This is a genomic window from Micromonospora reichwaldensis, from assembly GCF_031845925.1.
In the GTDB taxonomy this organism is placed as follows: Bacteria; Actinomycetota; Actinomycetes; order Mycobacteriales; family Micromonosporaceae; genus Micromonospora; species Micromonospora reichwaldensis.
Map to the genome: position 1 here is coordinate 1 of NZ_JAVRFL010000005.1, position 20306 is coordinate 20306.

The 20306-nt window shown below is 71.8% G+C and carries 21 protein-coding genes; 8 read left to right on the forward strand and 13 right to left on the reverse strand.

The window, feature by feature from the left end:
- Nucleotides 1-32: 32 nt before the first annotated feature.
- The 3 genes from RM555_RS05195 to mshB form a co-directional block, all read right to left on the reverse strand.
- A complete protein-coding gene (locus RM555_RS05195) occupies nt 33-500 on the reverse strand; it encodes a hypothetical protein (protein ID WP_311410703.1) in 468 nt (155 codons plus the stop codon).
- A gap of 78 nt (nt 501-578) precedes the next feature.
- Nucleotides 579-1016 carry a hypothetical protein gene (locus RM555_RS05200; protein ID WP_311410863.1) on the reverse strand — a complete coding sequence of 146 codons (438 nt, stop codon included), beginning with the start codon at nt 1014-1016 and terminating at the stop codon, nt 579-581.
- A gap of 17 nt (nt 1017-1033) precedes the next feature.
- Complete coding sequence (gene mshB / locus RM555_RS05205; protein ID WP_311410704.1) at nt 1034-1960, reverse strand: N-acetyl-1-D-myo-inositol-2-amino-2-deoxy-alpha-D-glucopyranoside deacetylase; 927 nt, start codon at nt 1958-1960, stop codon at nt 1034-1036.
- A gap of 87 nt (nt 1961-2047) precedes the next feature.
- Here mshB and RM555_RS05210 point away from each other — a divergent pair, with 87 nt between their 5' ends.
- Nucleotides 2048-4189: a S9 family peptidase gene (locus RM555_RS05210; protein WP_311410705.1), complete on the forward strand. Its 2142-nt coding sequence runs from the start codon at nt 2048-2050 to the stop codon at nt 4187-4189.
- Between the two features lie 202 nt (nt 4190-4391).
- Here RM555_RS05210 and RM555_RS05215 read toward each other — a convergent pair whose 3' ends face one another.
- The 5 genes from RM555_RS05215 to RM555_RS05235 all read right to left on the reverse strand — a co-directional run bounded on the left by RM555_RS05215 (nt 4392) and on the right by RM555_RS05235 (nt 10408).
- The gene (locus tag RM555_RS05215; protein ID WP_311410706.1) at nt 4392-6137 is read right to left on the reverse strand and encodes an ABC transporter substrate-binding protein; all 1746 of its coding nucleotides are present in this window, start codon (nt 6135-6137) and stop codon (nt 4392-4394) included.
- 109 nt (nt 6138-6246) lie between these two features.
- A complete protein-coding gene (locus RM555_RS05220) occupies nt 6247-7233 on the reverse strand; it encodes an ABC transporter permease (protein WP_311410707.1) in 987 nt (328 codons plus the stop codon).
- A 12-nt stretch (nt 7234-7245) separates the two neighbouring features.
- Entirely contained in the window at nt 7246-8247 is a 1002-nt protein-coding gene (locus RM555_RS05225; RefSeq protein ID WP_151455021.1) for an ABC transporter permease, read from the reverse strand.
- Entirely contained in the window at nt 8244-9356 is a 1113-nt protein-coding gene (locus RM555_RS05230) for an ABC transporter ATP-binding protein (RefSeq protein ID WP_311410708.1), read from the reverse strand. The genes RM555_RS05225 and RM555_RS05230 overlap by 4 nt, the downstream gene beginning before the upstream one ends.
- Nucleotides 9353-10408 (reverse strand): ABC transporter ATP-binding protein, encoded by a 1056-nt coding sequence (locus tag RM555_RS05235; protein ID WP_311410864.1) that lies wholly within the window; start codon nt 10406-10408, stop codon nt 9353-9355. Before RM555_RS05235 ends, RM555_RS05230 begins: the two co-directional genes overlap by 4 nt.
- Nucleotides 10409-10683: 275 nt before the next feature.
- Here RM555_RS05235 and RM555_RS05240 point away from each other — a divergent pair, with 275 nt between their 5' ends.
- The 4 genes from RM555_RS05240 (at nt 10684) to RM555_RS05255 (ending at nt 15387) form a co-directional block, all read left to right on the forward strand.
- Complete coding sequence (locus tag RM555_RS05240; RefSeq protein ID WP_311410709.1) at nt 10684-11232, forward strand: Uma2 family endonuclease; 549 nt, start codon at nt 10684-10686, stop codon at nt 11230-11232.
- Nucleotides 11233-11538: 306 nt separating this feature from the next.
- On the forward strand, nt 11539-12345 hold the full coding sequence (locus tag RM555_RS05245) for a hypothetical protein (RefSeq protein WP_311410710.1): 807 nt from the start codon (nt 11539-11541) through the stop codon (nt 12343-12345).
- A 12-nt stretch (nt 12346-12357) separates the two neighbouring features.
- Nucleotides 12358-14286 (forward strand): fumarate reductase/succinate dehydrogenase flavoprotein subunit, encoded by a 1929-nt coding sequence (locus tag RM555_RS05250; RefSeq protein WP_311410711.1) that lies wholly within the window; start codon nt 12358-12360, stop codon nt 14284-14286.
- Nucleotides 14287-14289: 3 nt separating this feature from the next.
- Entirely contained in the window at nt 14290-15387 is a 1098-nt protein-coding gene (locus RM555_RS05255; protein WP_151455027.1) for a succinate dehydrogenase/fumarate reductase iron-sulfur subunit, read from the forward strand.
- Nucleotides 15388-15464: 77 nt separating this feature from the next.
- Here RM555_RS05255 and RM555_RS05260 read toward each other — a convergent pair whose 3' ends face one another.
- A complete protein-coding gene (locus RM555_RS05260) occupies nt 15465-15902 on the reverse strand; it encodes a (deoxy)nucleoside triphosphate pyrophosphohydrolase (RefSeq protein WP_132231036.1) in 438 nt (145 codons plus the stop codon).
- 183 nt (nt 15903-16085) lie between these two features.
- Here RM555_RS05260 and RM555_RS05265 point away from each other — a divergent pair, with 183 nt between their 5' ends.
- Nucleotides 16086-16391: a 4a-hydroxytetrahydrobiopterin dehydratase gene (locus RM555_RS05265; RefSeq protein WP_311410712.1), complete on the forward strand. Its 306-nt coding sequence runs from the start codon at nt 16086-16088 to the stop codon at nt 16389-16391.
- Between the two features lie 40 nt (nt 16392-16431).
- On the opposite strand, the gene RM555_RS05270 is transcribed toward RM555_RS05265, so the two are convergent.
- A complete protein-coding gene (locus RM555_RS05270; protein ID WP_311410713.1) occupies nt 16432-16896 on the reverse strand; it encodes a VOC family protein in 465 nt (154 codons plus the stop codon).
- Nucleotides 16897-16982: 86 nt separating this feature from the next.
- On the opposite strand from RM555_RS05270, the gene RM555_RS05275 reads away from it, so the two are divergent.
- Together RM555_RS05275 and RM555_RS05280 are read left to right on the forward strand one after the other, a co-directional pair.
- Nucleotides 16983-17867, forward strand: a complete 885-nt coding sequence (locus RM555_RS05275) for a LysR family transcriptional regulator (RefSeq protein WP_311410865.1) — start codon at nt 16983-16985, stop codon at nt 17865-17867.
- A gap of 55 nt (nt 17868-17922) precedes the next feature.
- The gene (locus RM555_RS05280; protein ID WP_088998502.1) at nt 17923-18285 is read left to right on the forward strand and encodes a PH domain-containing protein; all 363 of its coding nucleotides are present in this window, start codon (nt 17923-17925) and stop codon (nt 18283-18285) included.
- On the opposite strand, the gene RM555_RS05285 is transcribed toward RM555_RS05280, so the two are convergent.
- The 3 genes from RM555_RS05285 to RM555_RS05295 form a co-directional block, all read right to left on the reverse strand.
- Nucleotides 18278-19513, reverse strand: a complete 1236-nt coding sequence (locus RM555_RS05285; protein ID WP_311410714.1) for an RNA polymerase sigma factor — start codon at nt 19511-19513, stop codon at nt 18278-18280. The genes RM555_RS05280 and RM555_RS05285 overlap by 8 nt on opposite strands.
- Nucleotides 19506-19841, reverse strand: coding sequence for a YciI family protein (locus tag RM555_RS05290; RefSeq protein ID WP_132231031.1), 336 nt, complete (start codon nt 19839-19841; stop codon nt 19506-19508). Before RM555_RS05290 ends, RM555_RS05285 begins: the two co-directional genes overlap by 8 nt.
- Nucleotides 19842-19917: 76 nt before the next feature.
- Entirely contained in the window at nt 19918-20181 is a 264-nt protein-coding gene (locus tag RM555_RS05295) for a hypothetical protein (protein WP_311410715.1), read from the reverse strand.
- Nucleotides 20182-20306 lie beyond the last annotated feature (125 nt).

Consider the following 20306-nt stretch of genomic DNA (forward strand, 5'->3'; position numbering starts at 1 on the left):
GGGTGGGGTGGGTGGGGGTTGGTGGGGGTTGGTCAGCGGCGGACTACTCGGCGGGGCTTGGTGGCCCTCAGTTCCGCGTAGCGCTTCAGGGACTGCGAGCGGTGGTCCAGGCCCAGCGCCGTGAGGAGCAGGTAGCCGAGCAGGACACCCACGCCGGCCGCCGCGAGGTAGAGCCAGATCTGGGCGAAGAAGGTGCCCGCGCCCCCGCCGAACGGGTTGTCGCCGACCAGCAGCGGCCCGACCAGCACCGTCAGCAGCAGCGCGATCCCGACCGCGGCGGCCAGGTCCGCGCCCCAGGCCGAGACGGGCCGACGCCTGCCCCACACGAAGGCGACCGCCGCCAGGACCAGCCCGATCACCACGAACATCCCCAGCGACACCCGGTCGGCGGCGGCCGTGTCGTCGCCGTCGAAGCCGAACCGGGTGACCAGCCGGGCGACCACGTTGACCGCGAACAACGCGACCGCGAGAACCCCGATCGCGCGCCACCGCTCACTCATCGCACGCCTCCCGCCGTACCGCCCGCCGGAGCGGCGGGCCTCCTGGCAGGAATGTCTACCACCGGAACCTGTGCGCCGTCAGTCCCCCGACCGGACCGGTGGCGGTGCCAGGATCTGCCGGAAACCCATCACCGCGAAGGTCATCGCGCCGGCCACGATCATCGCCAGGCCGACCCAGTTGTCGCCGGTGACGAGCAGGTCCCCCTCCGCGGTGCGGACCGCCGCCACCGACATCAGGACGAACCAGGGCGTCGCGGGCAGCGCCACCGCCCACCGGCGACCGACGGCCTCGTGCGCGAACCAGCTGAGCGCGATGTTCGCGCCGATGGCGACGAGCACCGAGACGCCAATCAGGTGCCCGCCGACCCGGACCGTGGCCAGCAGCAGCTCCAGCACCGCGGTGAGCGTCCCGGCGAGGACGGCGACCAGCCCGCCGGCCACCCGCAGGGCGAGGTCGAGCAGCCACCGGGACCGCCCGGACGGTGGCGGGGCGGTCTCCTGCGGGGCGGTCGACATCGACGCGACGGGCAGGGTCACCGGTTACCGGCCGCCGTGACCGGGGACCGGTCCGGACCGTCGGCGACGTCCAGCCCGGCGAAGAGGTCGTCCTCCCAGCCGTACGGGCCGCTGCCCGGCCCCCGCCCGCCCACCGCGAGGGTGTAGTACTCCACGCCCATGAACTCGCTGCCGAAGTTGCCGGCGATCGAGTAGAGCCAGGAGGCGTCGGGGATCTGGGTGGCGTGCGCGCGCATCGCCGCCTCCTTGGCGGCGTGCTGGTCCGTGGCGTCGATCCGGGCGGCGATCTGCGCGTCCGGGGTGCCGAAGGGCAGCTCCGAGATGTCCTGGATGCCTGCGAAGGGGTTGTCCGCCGACTCGGCGAAGTGCGTCAGGCCGGCCTCCAGCACGCTGAGCGGCATCGCCGTCCAGTAGACCTTCGCCGGGGCGAAGCCCTCCGCGTCGGCCAGCTCGTACGCGCGCATCGCCACCCGGTGCGCCTGGATGTGGTCCGGGTGCCCGTAGAAGCCGTTGTCGTCGTACGTGACCATGACCTGCGGGCGTACCTCCCGCATGATCTCCACCAGGTGCCCGGCGGCCTCGTCGAGGTCGGCCTGCCAGAAGGCGCGGGGGTGCTCGTTGGTGGCGAGGCCCATCATGCCGGAGTCACGGTAACGGCCGGCGCCGCCGAGGAAACGGTGGTCGGTGACGCCGAGCGCGGCGCAGGCGGCGTTCAGCTCGGCGATCCGCCAGCCGCCGAGCTGGTCGGCCTCGGCCGCGGCGAGCTGGGCGAGCGCCGGCACGTGGATCTCGCCCTCCTCGCCGAGGGTGCAGGTCACCAGGGTGACGTGAGCTCCGGCGGCGGCGTAGTGCGCCATCGTCGAGCCGGTGCCGATGGACTCGTCGTCGGGGTGCGCGTGGACCAGCAGGAGGCGGCGGTCAGGCAGCGTCGTCACGCCGGTCACTCTATCCGGCGGTTCTCCTCCGCCGGCCCCGACGCGTCCGCGCAGGTCGGCCACATCACCCCCGGTCCCCGCTCTACGATCTGGACTGTGGACTTTCCGGAGCTGGCCGCCCGCACCCGCCGGTTCAGCCGCGGATCGCCGCGGGCGGTCACCGTGGCCGACGACGGCTCCCGGGTGGTCTTCCTGCGCTCGGCCGGCCCGGAGGACCCGGCCGACGCGCTCTGGCAGCTCGACGTGGCGACCGGCGAGGAGCGGCTCGTCGCCGACCCGGCGGCGCTGCTCGGGGCCGACGCGGACGCCGACGCGCTGAGCCCGGGCGAGCGCGCCCTGCGCGAGCGGCTGCGGCTGAGCGCCTCCGGCATCGGCTCCTACACGCTGGACGGCGCCGGCCGGGTGGCGGTCTTCGCGCTGGCCGGGCGGCTGTTCCGGGCCGACCTGGTGCATGGCGACGTGGTCGAGGTGGCCACCGTCGGCCCGGTGCTCGACCCCCGGCCCGATCCCACGGGGCAGCGCCTGGCGTACGTCACCGACGCCGCCGAGGGGGTCCGGCGGGGGCAGCTGCGGGTGGTCGAGCACGACGGCACGGACACCCTGCTGGCCGGCGAGGACTCCGGGGTGACCTGGGGGCTGGCCGAGCACATCGCGGCCGAGGAGTTCCACCGCTACCGCGGCTACTGGTGGGCGCCGGACGGTCGTGCGGTGCTGGCCGCCCGGGTGGACGAGTCCCGCGTGGAGCGCTGGCACCTGCACGACCCGGCCGACCCGGCGAGCCCGCCGACCACCGTCGCGTACCCCCGGGCGGGCACCGCGAACGCCGAGGTCAGCCTGCACCTGCTGGATCTCGACGACGGCTGGGTCGACGTGCACTGGGACCGGGAGACCTACCCGTACCTGACGGCCGTGCACTGGGCCGACGGGGGCCCGCTGATCACCGTGCTGCGCCGGTCCCAGCAGCACGGCCTGGTGCTCGCCGTGGACCCGCGCACCGGCGAGACCCAGGTGCACGCCGAGCTGGCCGACCCGCGCTGGGTGGAGCCGATCCCGGGCACCCCGGCGCACCTGCCGGACGGCCGGGTGCTCGTCGGCGGCGAACTCGCCCACGACGGGTACGACGCCCGCTGCCTCTTCGCCGACGGCACCCTGCTCACCCCGCCCTCGCTCTACGTGCGGCGGGTGGTGGGGCGGCTGCCCGGCGGCAGCGGCCCGGCCGACCTGCTGGTGGAGGCGAGCGACGGCGAGCCGAGCGAACGGCACCTGTTCCGGGTGCGCACCACCATCGGCGGCGGCGTGGACGCCCGCCGGATCACCACCGACCCGGGCTGGCACACCGCCGCCGTGGGCGGGGACGTGCTGGTGGTGGGGTGCGCCTCGCTCGACCACGCGGGCGTCCGGTGGACGGTGCGGCGGGGCGAGCAGGAGGTGGCCGTGCTGCGCTCGCTCGCCGCCACCCCGCCGTACGCGCCGCTGCCGCTGCTGGAGCGGGTCACCGACCGGCGGCTGCCGACGGCCGTGCTCTACCCGGACAACCACGTCACCGGCCGGCGGCTGCCGGTGCTGCTGGACGTCTACGGCGGGCCGGGGCACCAGGAGGTGCTCGCGGCCCGCGCGGCGTGGCTGGAGCGGCAGTGGTGGGCCGACGCCGGCTTCGCGGTCGTCACCATCGACAACCGGGGTACGCCGGGGGTGGCCCCCTCCTTCGAGAAGGCGATCCACCGGCGGGTGGCCGACGTCGTCCTGCTCGACCAGGTGGACGCGCTCACCGCGCTGGCCGGCAAGCACCCGGACCTGGACCTGGAGCGGGTGGCGGTGCGCGGCTGGTCGTTCGGCGGCTGGCTGGCCGGGCTGGCGGTGCTGCGGCACCCGGAGCTGTTCCGGTGCGGCATCGTCGGGGCGCCGGTCACCGACTGGGCGCTGTACGACACGGCCTACACGGAGCGCTACCTGGGCCTGCCGGACGACGGCACGGACATCTACGCGCACCACTCGCTGGTGGAGCTGGCCGGCGAGCCCGTGCCGGCCGGGGAGGCGGCCCGGCCGCTGCTGCTGGTGCACGGCCTGGTCGACGACAACGTGGTGGCCGCGCACACGCTGCGGCTGTCGGCGGCGCTGCTGGCGACCGGCCGGCCGCACTCCGTGCTCCCGCTGACCGGGGCCACCCACATGGCCGCCGGCGGCATCGCCGAACGCCTGCTCAGGCTGGAACTCGACTTCGTCCGCCGGCACCTCTAGCCGCGCCCCGGCGCGGCCGTCCCCGCCGCCGTGGGCCGCCCGGGTGGCGGGCCCGCCGGGCAGTCGCGGGTCGGCCGGGCGGTGGCGCCGCCGAGCAGTCGCGGGCGGCCCACCGACACGGCGACCCCCGGCCGACGTCGTTGTCGACCGGGGGTCGGTCCGTGCGTGTCACCGCGGAGGTGTCAGCGCGTCACGGGCGTTGTCACTGCTTGACGTACGCGTCCACGAAGCTCGGCCAGCCGAAGATGCTGCCGATGAAGATGCCGCCGGCCTTCTCGCCGTGCGCGATGGAGACCACCTCGACGTAGAGCGGCACCGCCGGCGCCGTCTCCTTCATCAGCCGCTCGTCGATCTTGCTCCACTCGTCGGCCTGCTTGGCCGGGTCGAGCGCGAGGATGCGGTCGAACTCCGCGTTGAGCGCCTCGTTGTTGAGCTGCGAGGTGTTGCTGTTGCCCTCGGCCTTGATGCCACGGCCGTCGAAGAGCACCGGCAGGATCGACGCGCCGCTGGGCCAGTCGGCCGCCCACGAGTCGACCCAGAGGTCGTACGGGTTGTCCTTCTTCTTCACCGTGTCGAGGTAGCCGTCCTCGGGGATCGTCTTGATCGTGACGGTGAAGCCGGCCTTCTCCAGCGCGTTCTTGATCTGGGTGGCCCGCTCCTGGGAGCTGGTCACGTCGGAGGTGAGCAGCACCAGGTTCTGCGTCTTGCCGGCGAGCAGTTCCTTGGCCTTCTCCGGGTTGCCGCCGTCGCCGGCCGGGTACGCGTCGAACTGCTTGTAGCCGAGCGTGGTGGGCGGCAGCAGCGTGGTCATCGGCACGGCGCCGTAGGGGCCGCCGAGGTTCTTGGTGATGCTGGTGCGGTCGATCGCGTGGTTGATCGCCTGCCGCACCGACAGGTCGGTGACCCGGGCGGTGTTGATGCTCAGGCGGTACGCGTTCGGCGTGGCCGCGACGATCATCCGCTCCTTGAGCTTGGGGTCGCCGGTGACCTTGGCGAGCAGCTCCGACGGGACACCGCCGGTGGCGACCGCCGCGGCGTCGTTGCCGGTGCCGGCGAGCACCCGGTTGGTCTGGGCGGCCTGGTCCGCGCCCAGCGACCAGACGAACTTGTCCGGGTACTGGTGGCGCACGGCGTCGGTGGCCGGGTCCCAGTGCTCGTTGCGCTCGAGCACGATCTCGACGCCCGGGGTGTGCTTGGTGAACTTGTACGGGCCCGAGGAGAACGGCTGGTTGTCCAGGTTGACGCCGGTGTCCTTGTCGGCCGGCAGCGGCGCGGTGGCCGGCAGCGAGACGGCGAACGGCAGGTCACAGCGGGGCTTGTTGAACTCGAAGCGCAGGGTCTTCTCGTCGGGCGTGGTCAGCCCCGGCGGCAGCGAGGTCTTGTTGGCCTTGAAGTCCCACTTGGTGTCGTACTGCGGGCTGTCGACCAGCCACTCCTGGAGGTAGGTCGGGCCACCGGTGAGGTCCGGGTCGAAGGACCGGGCGATGCCGTACGCGATCTCCTTGCTGGTGATCGGCCGGCCGTCCTCGAACTTCACCCCCTGCTTGACCTTGAACTCCCAGACCTTGCAGTCGTTGTTGACGTTGGTGCCGGGGGTCTCGGCCAGGTCGCCGACCAGGGTGACGTTGCCCTTGCCGTCGTCCTTGAACGTGGTGAGGAAGCGGGCGTAGAGCTGGCTTCCCATCAGGCCGGCGAACGAGTAGATCCGCTGGGGGTCCATGTGGGAGATCTTGTTCTCCCGCAGGATGTAGAACGTGCCGCCCTTGGCCGCGCCGGGCACCTCCGGCGCCGGGCCGAGAGAGTCCTTGGGGTCGGTCGCGATGGCACCGGTGCGCGGCTTGGTGGTGTCCACCCCGCCGGTGTCGTCACCGGTGTTCTCGCTGCACGCACCGAGGGAAACCATCAGTGCGATCGCACCGCCCAGGGCGGTGACGCGTCTTGCTCGCATACTCACTCCTCCGGATCGCCGATGAAGGAAAGCTTCGCCTAGCCTTCAATGACGGTAAATTTCGAGCAGATAACGGGGCTACAACGATCGGCACCCGGCACGCCTCGGGTCAGCCGAGGCGCACCCGGGGGTCGATGAACGCGTAGAGCAGGTCGACGAGCATGTTGGCGACGACCACGAACAGGGCGGCGATCAGCACCGTCCCCATGATGGTCGGCAGGTCCCCCTGGCTGACCGCCTCCACCGCCGTACGCCCCAGCCCCTGGATGCCGAAGGTGGTCTCGGTGATCACCGTGCCGCCGAGCGCCGTGCCCACGTCGAGACCGGCGATGGTGACGATCGGCGTGATCGCCGCCCGCAGCGCGTGCTTGCCGTACACCTGCCGCTTCGGCATGCCCTTGGCCCGGGCGGTACGGACGTAGTCCTCGGAGAGCGTCTCCAGCATCTGGGCGCGGGACAGCCGGGCGTAGATCGCGGAGAAGAGCAGCGCCAGGGTGACCCAGGCCAGCACCAGCCCCCGCGCCCACTCCACGGGATTCTCGAACAGCGACGTGTACCGCGGTGTGGGCAGGATCCGCAGGGTGTAGACGAAGATCAGCAACAGGACCGCGCCGACGAAGTAGAGCTGGAGCGAGGCGAAGGTCAGGGTGAGGCCGATCGAGATCCGGTCCAGCAGCGAGCCGCGCCGCAGGGCCGAGAGCATGCCGAGCCCGACCCCGATGGCGAGCCACAGCACCGCCGCGGGCAGGACGATGCTCAACGTCACCGGCAGCACCCGGGCGAAGGTGTCGGTGACCGCCTCGCTGTTGACGTACGAGTAGCCGAGGCAGGGCGCCGCGCACTCGCCGCCCTGCGCGCTGCCCAGGTCGCGGCCGACGAAGATGCCCTTCATGTAGTCGGCGTACTGCTGCACCTTGGGCTCGTTGAGCCCCAACTCCGTCCGCACCCGCTCCAGACGCTCGGCGTTGCAGTTCTTCGGGCACATGCCGGTCACGGGGTCGGCGGGCAGCGCGAAGAACAGCAGGAAGCTGACCACACTCACCGCGAACAGCACCGAGATCGCCAGCAGCACCCGCTTCACCAGGAAGCGCACCATGCGCAGTACCCCTTACCGTGACGACTTCGGGTCGAGCGCGTCACGCAACGCGTCGCCGAAGAGGTTGAACGCCAGCACGAGCGCGAAGATCGTGATGCCGGGGAAGAAGACGTAGGCCGGGTCGGTCTGCAGGTAGTCGATGCTCCGGTAGATCATCCGGCCGAAGCTGGGCACCGACTCGGGCAGCCCGACGCCGAGGAAGGACAGCGCCGCCTCGCTGGTCACGTACGACGGCACCAGCAGCGAGAACGACACCAGGATCGGGGCCCAGATGTTCGGCAGCAGCTGCCGGAAGAGCATGTGCCCCAGCCCCGCGCCGCTGGCCTTGGCCGCCTCCACGAACTCGCGTTCGCGCAGCGACACCACCTGACCGCGCACCAGCCGCGCGGTGCTGGTCCAGCCGAACGCGGTGAAGACCACGATCAGCGTGGTGACCGCGAACCAGGTCGGCACCTCGTCGCGCGGACCGTAGAAGCGCAGCGAGAACGTCGGCACCACGGCCAGCGCGAAGATCAGGAACGGCATCGCCAGCGCCACGTCGGTGATCCAGCTGATCACCGCGTCCACCACCCCGCCGAGGTAGCCGGCGAGGATCCCGAGGACCACGCCGATCGTCGTGGTGATCAGGGCCGCGCCGAGCGCGATCAGCAGCGAGGTGCGGATGCCGTAGATCATCCGCATGAAGATGTCCCGGCCCAGGCCGGGCTCCAGACCGAACCAGTGGTCGCCGCTGATCCCGCCGACGTATCCCAGCGGCATCCCGGTGCTGTCCAGCAGCTCGCCGAACTGCTCGTTCGGCGTCACCCCGTAGAGCCGCTGGACCAGGGGCGCACCCACCGCCAGCAGCACGAAGAAGACCAGCACCACGCCGCTCACCAGGGCCGTACGGTCGCTGCGCAGCCGGCTGCGGACGAGCTGGCCCGGCGAGCGGCCGACCAGCGTCTTCCCCTCGCCGGCGTCGCCGCCGGATTCGATCTCGGCCAGCGCCGTGCCCTCGACCGGGGACAAGCTCACTTCGCCACCTCCTCGGCGGTCGTGCCGACCCCGGCCGTCCCGGGGTCCGCCGACCGCGCGTCGTCGCCGGCCGGTCCCGTGGTGGCGCCGACCGGCCCCGTCTCCGGAAAGTGGCAGGCGGTGGACTGGTCGCCGCCGTCGCGCGGCACCAGCGCCGGCTCCTCGGTGGCGCACCGCTCCTGCGCCTTCCAGCACCGGGTGCGGAAGCGGCAACCCGACGGCGGGTCCAGCGGCGTCGGGACGTCCCCGGAGAGCCGGATCCGGCCCGCCGCGCCGAGCTGGGTGACGTCGGGGATGGCCGAGAGCAGGGCCCGGGTGTACGGATGCTGCGGGCGTTCGTAGATGTCGTCCCGGTCGCCGATCTCGACGACCTTGCCGAGGTACATGACGGCGACCCGCTGACAGAAGTGCCGCACCACGGCCAGGTCGTGGGCGATGAAGACGAACGCCAGACCGAGGTCGCGTTGCAGGTCGCGCAGCAGGTTGACCACCTGCGCCTGGATCGACACGTCCAGGGCGGAGACCGGCTCGTCGGCGACGATCAGCTTGGGTTGCAGGGCGAGCGCGCGGGCGATGCCGATGCGCTGCCGCTGGCCGCCCGAGAACTCGTGCGGGTAGCGGTTGTAGTGCTCCGGGTTCAACCCGACCAGTTCCAGCAGCTCCTGGACCCGCTTCTTCACCCCGCCCGGCGGAGTGATCCCGTTGACCTGCAACGGCATCGCCACGATCCGACCCACGGTGTGCCGGGGGTTCAGCGACGCGTACGGGTCCTGGAAGATGATCTGGAGGTCCTGCCGCAGCGCCCGCAGCTCGCGGCGGCCCGCGTGGGTGATGTCCCGCCCCGCGAACTCGATGCTGCCCGCCGTGGGCTCCAGCAGGCGCACCAGCATCCGCCCGGTGGTCGTCTTGCCGCAGCCGGACTCGCCCACCAGGCCGAGCGTCTCGCCCGGGCGCACGTCGAAGTCCAGCCCGTCCACGGCCCGGACCAGGCCGGTGCGCCGCAGCCCGTTGCGCACCGGGAAGTGCTTGGCCAGCCCGCGCACCCGCAGCAGCGGCTCACCGGTCCCGGCCGGTCGCACCGGCGCCGTGTCTGCCTGGGCACTGGTCATCGGGCCACTCCCACCTGGGCGATGTCCTCCGCGTACAGCCGGGTCCGGTCGTCGGCGGAGAGGTGGCACGCCACCAGGTGGCCGGGCGCGCCCGCCGGGCGCAGCTCCGGGACCTCGGTGCGGGACCGGTCGCCGTTGCGGTCGGCGTAGCGGCAGCGCGGGTGGAAGGCGCAGCCGGACGGCAGGTTGATCAGGCTCGGCGGGTTGCCCTTGATCGGCACCAGGTCCGCGTCCGCGTCGCCGCGCAGCGAGGGCACGCTGGAGAGCAGACCCCAGGTGTACGGGTGCTGCGGCCGGCGGAGCACCTGCTCGACGCTGCCGTGCTCGACGGCCCGCCCGCCGTACATGACCAGCACCTCGTCCGCGACCTGGCTGACCACGCCCAGGTCGTGGGTGATCAGGATGATCGCGGAGTGGAACTCGGCCTGGAGGTCGGCCAGCAGGTCGAGGATCTGCGCCTGCACCGTCACGTCCAGGGCGGTGGTCGGCTCGTCGGCGATCAGCAGGTCCGGGTCGTTGACCAGCGCCATGGCGATCATCGCCCGCTGCCGCATGCCCCCGGAGAACTCGTGCGGGTACTGGTCGAAGCGGCGGGCCGGCTGCGGGATGCCGACCCGGCCCAGCATGTCCACCGCGCGCTGGCGGGCCTCGCGCCTGCCGGACTTCGGGTGGTGCACCCGGTACGCCTCGGCGATCTGCCGGCCCACCGTGTAGTACGGGTGCAGCGCGGACAGCGGATCCTGGAAGATCATCGCCATGTCCCGGCCGCGCAGCCGGCGTACCTCCTCGTCCGGCAGGCCGACGAGCTGGCGGCCGCCGACGGAGATCTCCCCGGTGATGCTGGTCCGCTTGGCGCCGTGCAGCCCGAGGATGGCCAGCGAGGTGACGCTCTTGCCCGAGCCGGACTCACCGACGATGCCGAGGGTGCGTCCCCGCGCCACCTCGAACGACACCCCGTCGACGGCGCGTACCACGCCGTCCTCGGTGTCGAACCGGACCCGCAGGTCGCTCACCCGCAGGTAGGGGTCCTGGCCGGAGCGCTGCTCCGGCACGTTGGGGCGGTCCGGTTTCCCGGACGGCGCCGACTCCGGCCTGTCCACGACCGCCTCCCTCAGCGACGAAGAGAACTTACAGGAAAGCACTGAGGGTGAAAATAAGCTACATAACCGGAGCTGTCAGCGGGCCACAGCGTAACGACTCTGCAACGGGCGTGAACAGTCCTCACCTCGGCATTCACCGGCGTTGACCTCACGCCCCCGGACAGCGGGTGCGACGATGGGCGCGGCAGTCCCGCAAGGATGTCCCCCGGCACGAGGTGGAGGTGACGATGACCGCGGCGGTGTTCGGCCACGACGGCCCGTGGAGTGAAGAGGAGTACCTCGCCCTCGACGAGACGCAGCAGCGTGTCGAACTCTTCGACGGGAGCCTTCACGTGACCCCAGCCCCCACGCCCCGCCACCAGAACATCTCCGGTGAGCTGCGGGCCGCCTTGCGAGGACCGACGCGGGAAGCCGGCCTCCGCGTCCTGGAAGCGGTGAACGTCCGGCTCCGGCCGGGGCGCATCCCCATCCCGGACCTCGTCGTCACGGCCCCGATCGACCTCGACGATCCCTGGATCGAGGCGGCCGACGTGAGGCTGGTCTGTGAAATCATCTCGCCGGGCAACGCGGCCACCGACAAGGTGCTCAAGATGCACTACTACGCGGCGGCCGGCATCGAGTGGTATCTCCTGGTGGAGCAGGAGACGCTGAGCGTGCACGTCTACCAGCGGCAGGGCGCCCACTACGTCGAGCGGTCGGTGACCAAGGCCGGCGAGACGCTGGAGCTGACCGAGCCGGTCCGGGCCACGATCCGGCCGGCGGAGCTGCTCGCCTGACGGGCCGCCGCCGCGGGACGCTTTTCGGGTGAGCCGCTCCGGTACGCCGGACAGGCGCCGGGTGAGGTTCTTAACATCCGGACATCGATCACCGTGCGGGGCTTTCCACCGGCCGGGACACACGGGACACTGCCTTGCGCGGACGGCCCGCGAAGATCGGCGTAACGTGTGTCACTTAGCTGCGCCGTATCGCCGGCGCGGTCGTTGGTGTGCGCATGACGTGGCAAGCGGGTGCGGGTCTGCCGGTCCGCGTTGCCGACCGGAACTTGATCCGCCCGTGAGGGTCCTGTCAGGGAGACGACTCTAATGACATCAACGGCAACGAGGCCGCGGGGAGCGCGGGCGCGCGCCGCCATCGCGGCGAAGACGTTGCGAACCGACCGCTGGTGGCTCGCCCCGCTGATCACCGTGATCGGGCTCAGCGCGTGGGTGGCGTACGCGACGGTCCGGGTCTTCATGCACGACTTCTACTGGGTCGAGGACTACCACTACCTGACCCCGTTCTACTCACCCTGCGTGACCGAGCGGTGCGTGGAGGGCGCCTCCCACTTCGGACGGTTCCTGCCCGGCTGGTGGATCATCCCGGACGCGGCGCTGACGCTGCCGTTCCTGCTGCTGTTCCGGCTCACCTGCTACTACTACCGCAAGGCCTACTACCGGTCGTTCTGGCTGTCGCCGCCCGCCTGCGCGGTCCCCGACGGGCACAAGTCCTACGGCGGCGAGACCCGGTTCCCGCTGCTGGGCCAGAACCTGCACCGCTACTTCTTCTACGCCGCCGCGATCATCTCGCTGATCAACACCTGGGACGCGGTCCTGGCCTTCCACTCCCCCAAGGGCTTCGGGTTCGGGCTGGGCAACATCGTCCTGCTCGTCAACGTGGTGATGTTGTGGGCGTACACGATCTCCTGCCACTCGTGCCGGCACATCATCGGCGGGCGGCTCAAGCACTTCTCCAAGCACCCGGTGCGTTACCGGGCCTGGACCTTCGTCTCCGCCCTGAACGTCCGGCACATGCAGCTCGCCTGGATCACCCTCGGCACGCTGGCCCTGACGGACTTCTACGTCATGGCGGTCGCGGCCGGCTGGTTCAACGACCTGCGGTTCATCAACTAGAGGGCCCCTGACATGACCAACACAACGCGAATCGAACGACACCACTACGACGTCGTCGTGATCGGGGCCGGTGGCGCCGGCCTGCGCGCGGCGATCGAGGCCCGCCTCGCCGGCAAGAAGACCGCGATCATCTCCAAGTCGCTCTTCGGCAAGGCGCACACGGTGATGGCCGAGGGCGGCGCCGCCGCCGCGATGGGGAACGTGAACAGCCGGGACAACTGGCAGGTGCACTTCCGCGACACGATGCGCGGCGGCAAGTTCCTCAACAACTTCCGGATGGCCGAGCTGCACGCGAAGGAGTCGCCGCAGCGGATCTGGGAGCTGGAGACGTACGGTGCGCTCTTCGACCGCACCAAGGACGGGAAGATCTCGCAGCGCAACTTCGGTGGCCACGAGTACCCCCGCCTGGCGCACGTCGGCGACCGGACCGGCCTGGAGCTGATCCGCACCCTCCAGCAGAAGATCGTGTCGCTCCAGCAGGAGGACAAGCGCGACCACGGCTCGTACGACGCCCGGATCAAGGTCTTCTCCGAGACCACGATCACCGAGCTGCTGCTCGACGGCGACCGGGTCGCCGGCGCGTTCGGCTACTACCGGGAGTCCGGCGAGTTCGTCCTCTTCGAGGCGCCCGCGGTGGTGCTGGCGACCGGCGGCGTCGGCCGCTCCTACAAGGTCACCTCGAACTCCTGGGAGTACACGGGTGACGGGCACGCGCTCGCGCTGCGGGCCGGCGCGACGCTGATCAACATGGAGTTCCTCCAGTTCCACCCGACCGGCATGGTCTGGCCGCCCTCGGTGAAGGGCATCCTGGTCACCGAGTCGGTGCGCGGCGACGGCGGCGTGCTGAAGAACTCCGACGGCAAGCGGTTCATGTTCGACTACGTCCCCGACGTCTTCCGCAAGCAGTACGCGGAGACCGAGGAGGAGGCGGACCGCTGGTACACCGACCCGGACAACAACCGGCGCCCGCCGGAGCTGCTGCCGCGTGACGAGGTGGCCCGGGCGATCAACAGCGAGGTCAAGGCCGGGCGGGGCACGCCGGCCGGCGGCGTCTACCTGGACATCGCCTCCCGCAAGCCGGCGGAGGAGATCCGTCGCCGCCTGCCGTCGATGTACCACCAGTTCAAGGAGCTGGCCGACGTCGACATCACGAAGGAGCCGATGGAGGTCGGGCCCACCTGTCACTACGTGATGGGCGGCGTCGAGGTCGACCCGGACAGCGGGGCCGCGTTCGGCCACGTGCGGGGGCTCTTCGCCGCGGGCGAGGTGTCCGGCGGCATGCACGGCTCCAACCGGCTCGGCGGCAACTCCCTGTCCGACCTGCTGGTGTTCGGCAAGCGCGCGGGCGGCCACGCCGCCACGTACGCCGACAGCCTCCCCGCGCGCCCGAAGGTGGGCGTCGCCGCCGTGGAGGCCGCGGTGGAGACGGCCCTGGCCCCGTTGCAGCGGGACACCGGCGAGAGCCCGTACACCCTCCAGCAGGACCTCCAGGCGGTGATGGGCGACCTGGTCGGCATCATCCGGCGCGAGGGCGAGCTGGTCGACGCGCTGGGCAGGCTGGCGGAGCTGCGGGAGCGGGTGGCGAAGGTCAGCGCGAGCGGCGGCCGGCGCTACAACCCGGGCTGGCACCTGGCGCTCGACCTGCGCAACATGCTGGTGGTCTCGGAGTGCACCGCGAAGGCGGCGCTGGAGCGGCGGGAGTCGCGCGGCGGGCACACCCGGGAGGACCACCCGGCGATGGATCCGGCGTGGCGTCGGGTCAACCTGGTCTGCTCCCTCGACGGCGACACGGTGCGCCTGGAGCGCAAGCCGCTGCCGAGGATGCGCCCGGAGCTGATCGGCCTCTTCGACCGCGCGGAGCTGGCCAAGTACCTCACGGACGAGGAACTCGCGGAGTTCGACGCCCAGGTCGCCGACGTCGAGACCGAGAAGGAGCGCTGACGCATGGGTAACCAGAACCCCCAGGGGCCCGGGAAGCCGGGCGCGAAGCGCCAGTTCCGCATCTGGCGCGGCGACGAGAACGGCGGCGACCTCCAGGACTACATGGTGGAGGTCAACGAGGGCGAGGTCGTCCTCGACGTCATCCACCGGCTCCAGGCGACCGACGCCCCCGACCTGGCCTGCCGCTGGAACTGCAAGGCCGGCAAGTGCGGCTCCTGCTCGATGGAGATCAACGGCAAGCCGCGGCTGAGCTGCATGACCCGGATGTCCACCTTCACGGAGGACGAGACGGTCACGGTCACCCCGCTGCGCACCTTCCCGGTGATCCGGGACCTGGTCACCGACGTCTCGTTCAACTACGAGAAGGCGCGGGAGACGCCGGCGTTCGCACCGCCGGCCGACCTGGCGCCCGGCGAGTACCGGATGCAGCAGGTCGACGTGGAGCGCTCGCAGGAGTTCCGCAAGTGCATCGAGTGCTTCCTGTGCCAGAACGTCTGCCACGTGATCCGGGACCACGAGGAGAACAAGCAGGCGTTCTCGGGGCCGCGGTACTTCATCCGGGCGGCCGAGCTGGACATGCACCCGCTGGACGCGAAGAGCGACCGCAAGGAGTACGCGCAGGCCGAGCAGGGCCTCGGATTCTGCAACATCACCAAGTGCTGCACCGAGGTCTGCCCCGAGCACATCAAGATCACCGACAACGGGATCATCCCCATGAAGGAACGGGTCGTCGACCGCAGGTACGATCCCCTCGTGTGGCTTGGTAGCAAGATCTTCCGGAGGGGTCAGGTGCCTCAGACCATCGTGACCAGCGAACACGCCAGCGGCGCGGTGCGCGGCAGCGCGGCCCACGGGGGCGTGCACTCGCACGCGGGCGGCTCACACGACCCGCGGGCCGAGGTGCAGGCGCAGCGCGGCGTCAACTGGGACCGCGAGGTGCCGAGGCCGACCGCGCCCGCCGTCGACGACCACGGCAGGCTGCCACTGACGGAGCTCACGTTCGACCGGGCGGCGGCGCCATCGCCGTTCGGCGACGACGTGACCTTCCCGCTGCCGCCGGAGCACCTGAACTTCGCCCACCCGGAGCAGGACAAGCACTGACATGCGCTGACGACGACGGGGGCCGCGGCTGATGCCGCCGGCCCCCGTCCTCTTTCGGCTCGGATGTCCGCTTCCGCTCAGGCGGCCAGGATGGGCCGGAGGGCCGCGACGATGGGTGCGTCGGCCGGGAGCCAGGTGACGCTGTCCAACTCGTCAGCGGAGAGCCAGCGCAGCGCCGAGTGTTCGAGGGCCTGCGGCTGGTCGTCGTGCAGCAGGCGGGCCGCGTACACCTTGAGCACCGAGCGGCCGTGGGCCATCCGGACGTTGCGGCCCACCCGGTCGCCGATCTCCACGCGTACGGCCAGTTCCTCGGCGCACTCGCGGGCGAGCGCGGCGGTCTCGCTCTCGCCCGGCTCCACCTTGCCGCCGGGGAACTCCCACATGCCCGCCACCTCGGGCGGGGCGGAGCGGGCGCAGGCGAGCACCCGGCCGTCCCTGATGATCGCCGCCCCGACGATCACCCTGAGGTCCCGTCTCTCGGCCTGCCCGCCGCCATTCGCCCGTTCGGTCCGCACGGGCGTCCAGCGTGCCAGATCAATCGGCGGTTTGGGTAGCGTGGCCGACCGTCAGGGCAGGAGAACCCGGAAGTGTGGGCGTGGACACACCCAGCATGCGAGGACAGACTAGAAGGCACCGACAAGACACGGGACGGCGACGATTTGGCCACAAGCCGGCAACGGCGCCTGGGAGGTGCGGTGATGCGCGCGCTGTTCAGCAGTCGATCCAAGCACGACTACCTCGACGACGCTCTCACCCTGCTCCCCGGCTGGATCCGCGAGGGTGAGCAGATCCGACGCACCCTCGCCATCGACGACTCGCAGCACGCCGCCCTCACCGAGCGGGTGAAGGTGGTCGCCGACGCGCTGCACCTGCGTCCGGAGATCAGCCGCCGGGCCGACCAGACCCGGATCCGGGTGGGGCACGGCAACGCGCCGCTGACCGAGGGGGAGGTCCTGCTGGCCGCCCGCATCGAGGACGCCTACCGCGCCGTCACCCAGCCCTGACCCCGTTCCGCCCGGAGCCCCGGCCCGGACCGTCGGCCGCTCAGGCGGCGTCCTGGGGGTACCAGCGCAGCTCGACGGAGTTGCCGTCCGGATCCCGCACGTAGAGCGACGTGGCGCTGCCCCGCGCGCCGAACCGGCCCACCGGCCCCTCGACCACGGTGAAGGCACCCGACGCGACGACCTCCGCCCAGTCCAGCGGCTCCACCACCAGACAGAAGTGGTCGACGTTGGATTCGCCCCGGTCCCTGCGGACGAGGTCGATGATGGTCCCCGCGTCGACCCGTACCGAGGGGAACGGGACCGCGCCGGCCCGCCACTGGTCGACCCGCACCGGGGCCAGGCCGAGCAGCCCGCAGTAGAAGTCCAGCGCGCGCTCCACGTCGGTCACGTTGAGCACCAGGTGGTCGAAGCCCGTGACCCGTACCAGGGTGCGCAGCTTCTCGCCGGTCTCCCGCAGTGGGGCGTCGAGATCGGCCAGGTAGTCGGTGACTGTCGTCGTTTCCATGCCCCTCACGATCCGCCGGCTGGCGGCGTCGACCAAGACACGATCGCACTACCATCGTTGAGCCGGATTCAACGATGGGGCGGAACGTGCTGGAACGACACGAGCTGGAGACCTTCCTGACCCTCGCCGAGGAGTTGCACTTCGGCCGGACGGCGGAGCGCCTGCGGGTGACCACCGGGCGGGTCAGCCAGGTGGTCAAGAAGCTGGAACGCCGCGTCGGCGCCCCGCTCTTCACCCGCACCAGCCGGGTCGTCCAGCTCACCCCGATCGGGCGGCAGCTCGCCGAGGACCTGGCGCCGCTGGTCGTCGGCATCGACGACGCCGTACGCCGGGCCGTCGACGCGGGACGGGGCGTGACCGGGCGGCTGCGGGTCGCCTTCCTCGGCGAGTGGACCGCCCCGACGCTGCTCAAGGCCGTCGCCCTGTTCTCGCAGCGCCACCCCGACTGCCAGGTCGAGGTGCGGGAGGTGCAGCTCTTCAACTCCCGGCAGAGCCTGCTCGACGGATCCGTCGACGTCCTGATGGCCGCGTACCCCTTCGACGGGATGGCCTGTGGGCCGGCGCTGCTTCAGGAGCGGCGGTTGCTCGCGGTGGCCGCCGGGCACCCGTTGAGCCGGGAGGCGTCGGTCTCCCTGGAGACGCTCGGCGACCACCCGGTGGTGCAGTACCCGGCCGTGACCTCGGCGGAGTTCAAACGCGACCGCACCCCCGAGCAGACCCCGTCGGGCCGGCCGGTGCCGAAGGGGCCGGCGGGCAACACGTTCTCGGAAATGCTGACGCTGGTCGCGATGGGGCGGGGGGTGCTGCCGGTGGGCGAGCACACGCGCCGCTACTACCCGCGCCCCGACGTGGCGTACGTGCCGATCCGTGACGCGCCACCGATCCGGCGGGGCCTGGTCTGGCGGGAGAGCAACGGCACGGCCCGGGTCCACGAGTTCGTGCGGGCCGCGACCGACGCGAACACGACCTGACGGGCGCAGCGCCGGCAGTGATCTTCGATTGGCGCGCGCGGCCTACCGTGGGGGCATGGCGAACGCGACGTACGACCGCAAGGAGCAGTTCCAGCAGATCCAGAGCGGCCTGCTCCACGGAGAACAGATCATCGCCGTCTACGACGCCGTCGGCACCGGCACCGGCTTCATCGGCCTGACCGATCGGCGCGTCATCATCCAGGACCGCTCCTTCGTCGGCAAGCGGTACGCCATCACCAGCATCCCGTACTCGAAGATCACCAGCGTCAGCGTGGTCAGCAACAAGTCGTGGGGCGGCTCGTTCTTCTCCACCGGGGCCATCGCGATCCACGTCGGCACGCACACCTACGAGGTGGAGTTCCGGGGCGCCGACAAGAGCCACCACGTGCACAACGTGATCCTGCACCACATCAGCTGAGCTGGTCGGCGCGCTCCAGCAGGGCGCGGCGCTCCGCCCCGCGGTGGGCGTCGGCGGCCCGCCGGAACAGCGCGGCGGCCCGCTCGCGGTCGCCCTGCCGGGCGGTCAGCTCCGCCTCGGCGGCGACGGCGAGCGGGTAGCCGTCCAGCGCCCCGCCGGCCCGGGCGGCGGCCAGCAGCGCCAGCCCCGCCGCCGGCCCGTACGCGTAACCGTGCGCGACGGCGCGGTTCAGCTCGACCACCGGCGACGGCTGCCACCCGGCGAGCCGGTCGTACGCCTCGGCGATCGCGACCCAGTCGGTGGCCTCGGCGGACGCGGCGGTGGCGTGGCAGGCGGCGATCCGGGCCTGGAGGGCGTACGGGCCGTCCGCCGGGACCCGCGCGAGGATGCCGACGCCCTCGGCGATCGCGGCGTGGTCCCAGCGGGCGCGGTCCTGCCGGTCGAGGGTGAGCAGGTTGCCGTCGCGGTCGCGGCGGGCGTCGCGCCGGGAGTGCTGGAGGAGGAAGAGGGCCAGCAGGGCGGCCACCTCGGGCTGGCCCGGCATCAGCCGGTCGAGCAGCCGGGCCAGGCGGATCGCCTCGTCGGCGAAGGCGGGCTCGCCGTCGGCGTCGTAGCCCCGGGTGAAGAGCAGGTACAGCACGGCGAGGACGCCGGGGAGCCGCTCGGCGAGCATCGGTCCGGTCGGCACCCGGTACGGGATGCCGGCGGCGGCGATCTTCGCCTTGGCCCGGGTGAGCCGCCGGGTCATGGTCGACTCGGTGACCAGGAAGGCCCGCGCGATGTCGGCGGTCGGCACCCCGCAGACCGTACGCAGCGTCAGGGCGACCCGCGCCTCCAGCGCCAGGGCCGGGTGGCAGCAGGTGAAGACGAGCCGCAGCCGGTCGTCCACGATCTCCCCCTCCCCCGCCTTTCCCGGCTCGGGCTCCGCTCCGGTCAGCGTGAGGACGGCCAGCTCACGCAGCTTGCGCCGCTCGACCGAGGAGCGCCGGAGCACGTCGATCGCGCGGTTGCGGGCCACCGTCATCAGCCAGCCGCCCGGGTTGGCGGGCACGCCCTCCACCGGCCACCGGGCCAGCGCGAGCGCCGAGGCCTCCTGGGCGCAGTCCTCGGCCAGGGTCCAGTCGCCGGTCACCCGGATCAGCGTCGCGACGATCCGGGCGTACGACCCGGTGCTCGCGGTGGCGACGGCCTCGGCCACCGCGAGCCGGTCGGTGGGGCCGTCAGCCACCCAGGCTGACGATCGGGCGTAGTTCGAGCCGGCCCTCGCGGGCCATCGGGTGGGCACGCGCCACCTCGATCGCCTCGTCCAGGTCGGCGCACTCCAGCAGGTCGAAGCCCACGATGACCTCCTTCGTCTCGGCGAACGGACCGTCGGAGACCAGCAACTCCCCGTTGCGGACGCGGACCGTGGTGGCCGCCGTCGTCTCCGCGAGCGCGTCGCCCGTCAGCCGCCGCCCCCGGGCGTCGTTCTCCGCCACCCACGCCTCGATGTCCGGCCAGTCGGCCCGGTCGGTGTCCGGCTCGCTGTCGGTACAGACGAACATCAGGTATTTCATGTCGCTCCTCGATGTCGGGTACTCACCAGGGTGACGAACGGGGGACCCGGTTCCGGACGACGTGCGACCGGCGATCTCAGAATCTCGCGGGGCGGCGGGTGCACGGACCGTCGTGGTCGGCCCGCAGCAGGCAGCGCCGGCCCTCAGGCAGCAGCGTGTCACAGAAGACCCGGTGCCGCAGGTGCTGCGCGTCCTCGGCGGAGACCGTGGTCTCGCCGGGGTCGGTCTGCGCGAGCACGCTCGCCCACCGCGCCACGACCCGCGCCAGGCGTACGGCGGAGAGCAGGTCCCTCGTGACGACCGGCAGGTGGATGACGAAACGCTCCCGCGCGGCTCTCATCAGTGTTGACCTCCGGCGAGTACGCGGATGCCCACGGGCGAGGAGCGGCGGAGCATGCAACTCGACGAGGGCGTGCCGGTGCTGGAGGTTCGCCACCCGGAGGGCACCACGGAGGTGCTGGCCGG

Excerpts from the sequence above, each read along its gene's own strand:
- RM555_RS05220 (WP_311410707.1), bottom strand. The coding sequence starts at position 7,233 with ATGGTGCGCTTCCTGGTGAAGCGGGTGCTGCTGGCGATCTCGGTGCTG.
- RM555_RS05295 (WP_311410715.1), bottom strand. The coding sequence starts at position 20,181 with ATGAGAGCCGCGCGGGAGCGTTTCGTCATCCACCTGCCGGTCGTCACG.
- RM555_RS05265 (WP_311410712.1), top strand. The coding sequence starts at position 16,086 with ATGCGCGCGCTGTTCAGCAGTCGATCCAAGCACGACTACCTCGACGAC.
- RM555_RS05290 (WP_132231031.1), bottom strand. The coding sequence starts at position 19,841 with ATGAAATACCTGATGTTCGTCTGTACCGACAGCGAGCCGGACACCGAC.
- RM555_RS05200 (WP_311410863.1), bottom strand. The coding sequence starts at position 1,016 with ATGTCGACCGCCCCGCAGGAGACCGCCCCGCCACCGTCCGGGCGGTCC.
- RM555_RS05280 (WP_088998502.1), top strand. The coding sequence starts at position 17,923 with ATGGCGAACGCGACGTACGACCGCAAGGAGCAGTTCCAGCAGATCCAG.
- RM555_RS05230 (WP_311410708.1), bottom strand. The coding sequence starts at position 9,356 with ATGACCAGTGCCCAGGCAGACACGGCGCCGGTGCGACCGGCCGGGACC.
- RM555_RS05240 (WP_311410709.1), top strand. The coding sequence starts at position 10,684 with ATGACCGCGGCGGTGTTCGGCCACGACGGCCCGTGGAGTGAAGAGGAG.
- RM555_RS05255 (WP_151455027.1), top strand. The coding sequence starts at position 14,290 with ATGGGTAACCAGAACCCCCAGGGGCCCGGGAAGCCGGGCGCGAAGCGC.
- RM555_RS05250 (WP_311410711.1), top strand. The coding sequence starts at position 12,358 with ATGACCAACACAACGCGAATCGAACGACACCACTACGACGTCGTCGTG.
- RM555_RS05195 (WP_311410703.1), bottom strand. The coding sequence starts at position 500 with ATGAGTGAGCGGTGGCGCGCGATCGGGGTTCTCGCGGTCGCGTTGTTC.
- RM555_RS05215 (WP_311410706.1), bottom strand. The coding sequence starts at position 6,137 with ATGCGAGCAAGACGCGTCACCGCCCTGGGCGGTGCGATCGCACTGATG.
- RM555_RS05270 (WP_311410713.1), bottom strand. The coding sequence starts at position 16,896 with ATGGAAACGACGACAGTCACCGACTACCTGGCCGATCTCGACGCCCCA.
- RM555_RS05245 (WP_311410710.1), top strand. The coding sequence starts at position 11,539 with ATGACATCAACGGCAACGAGGCCGCGGGGAGCGCGGGCGCGCGCCGCC.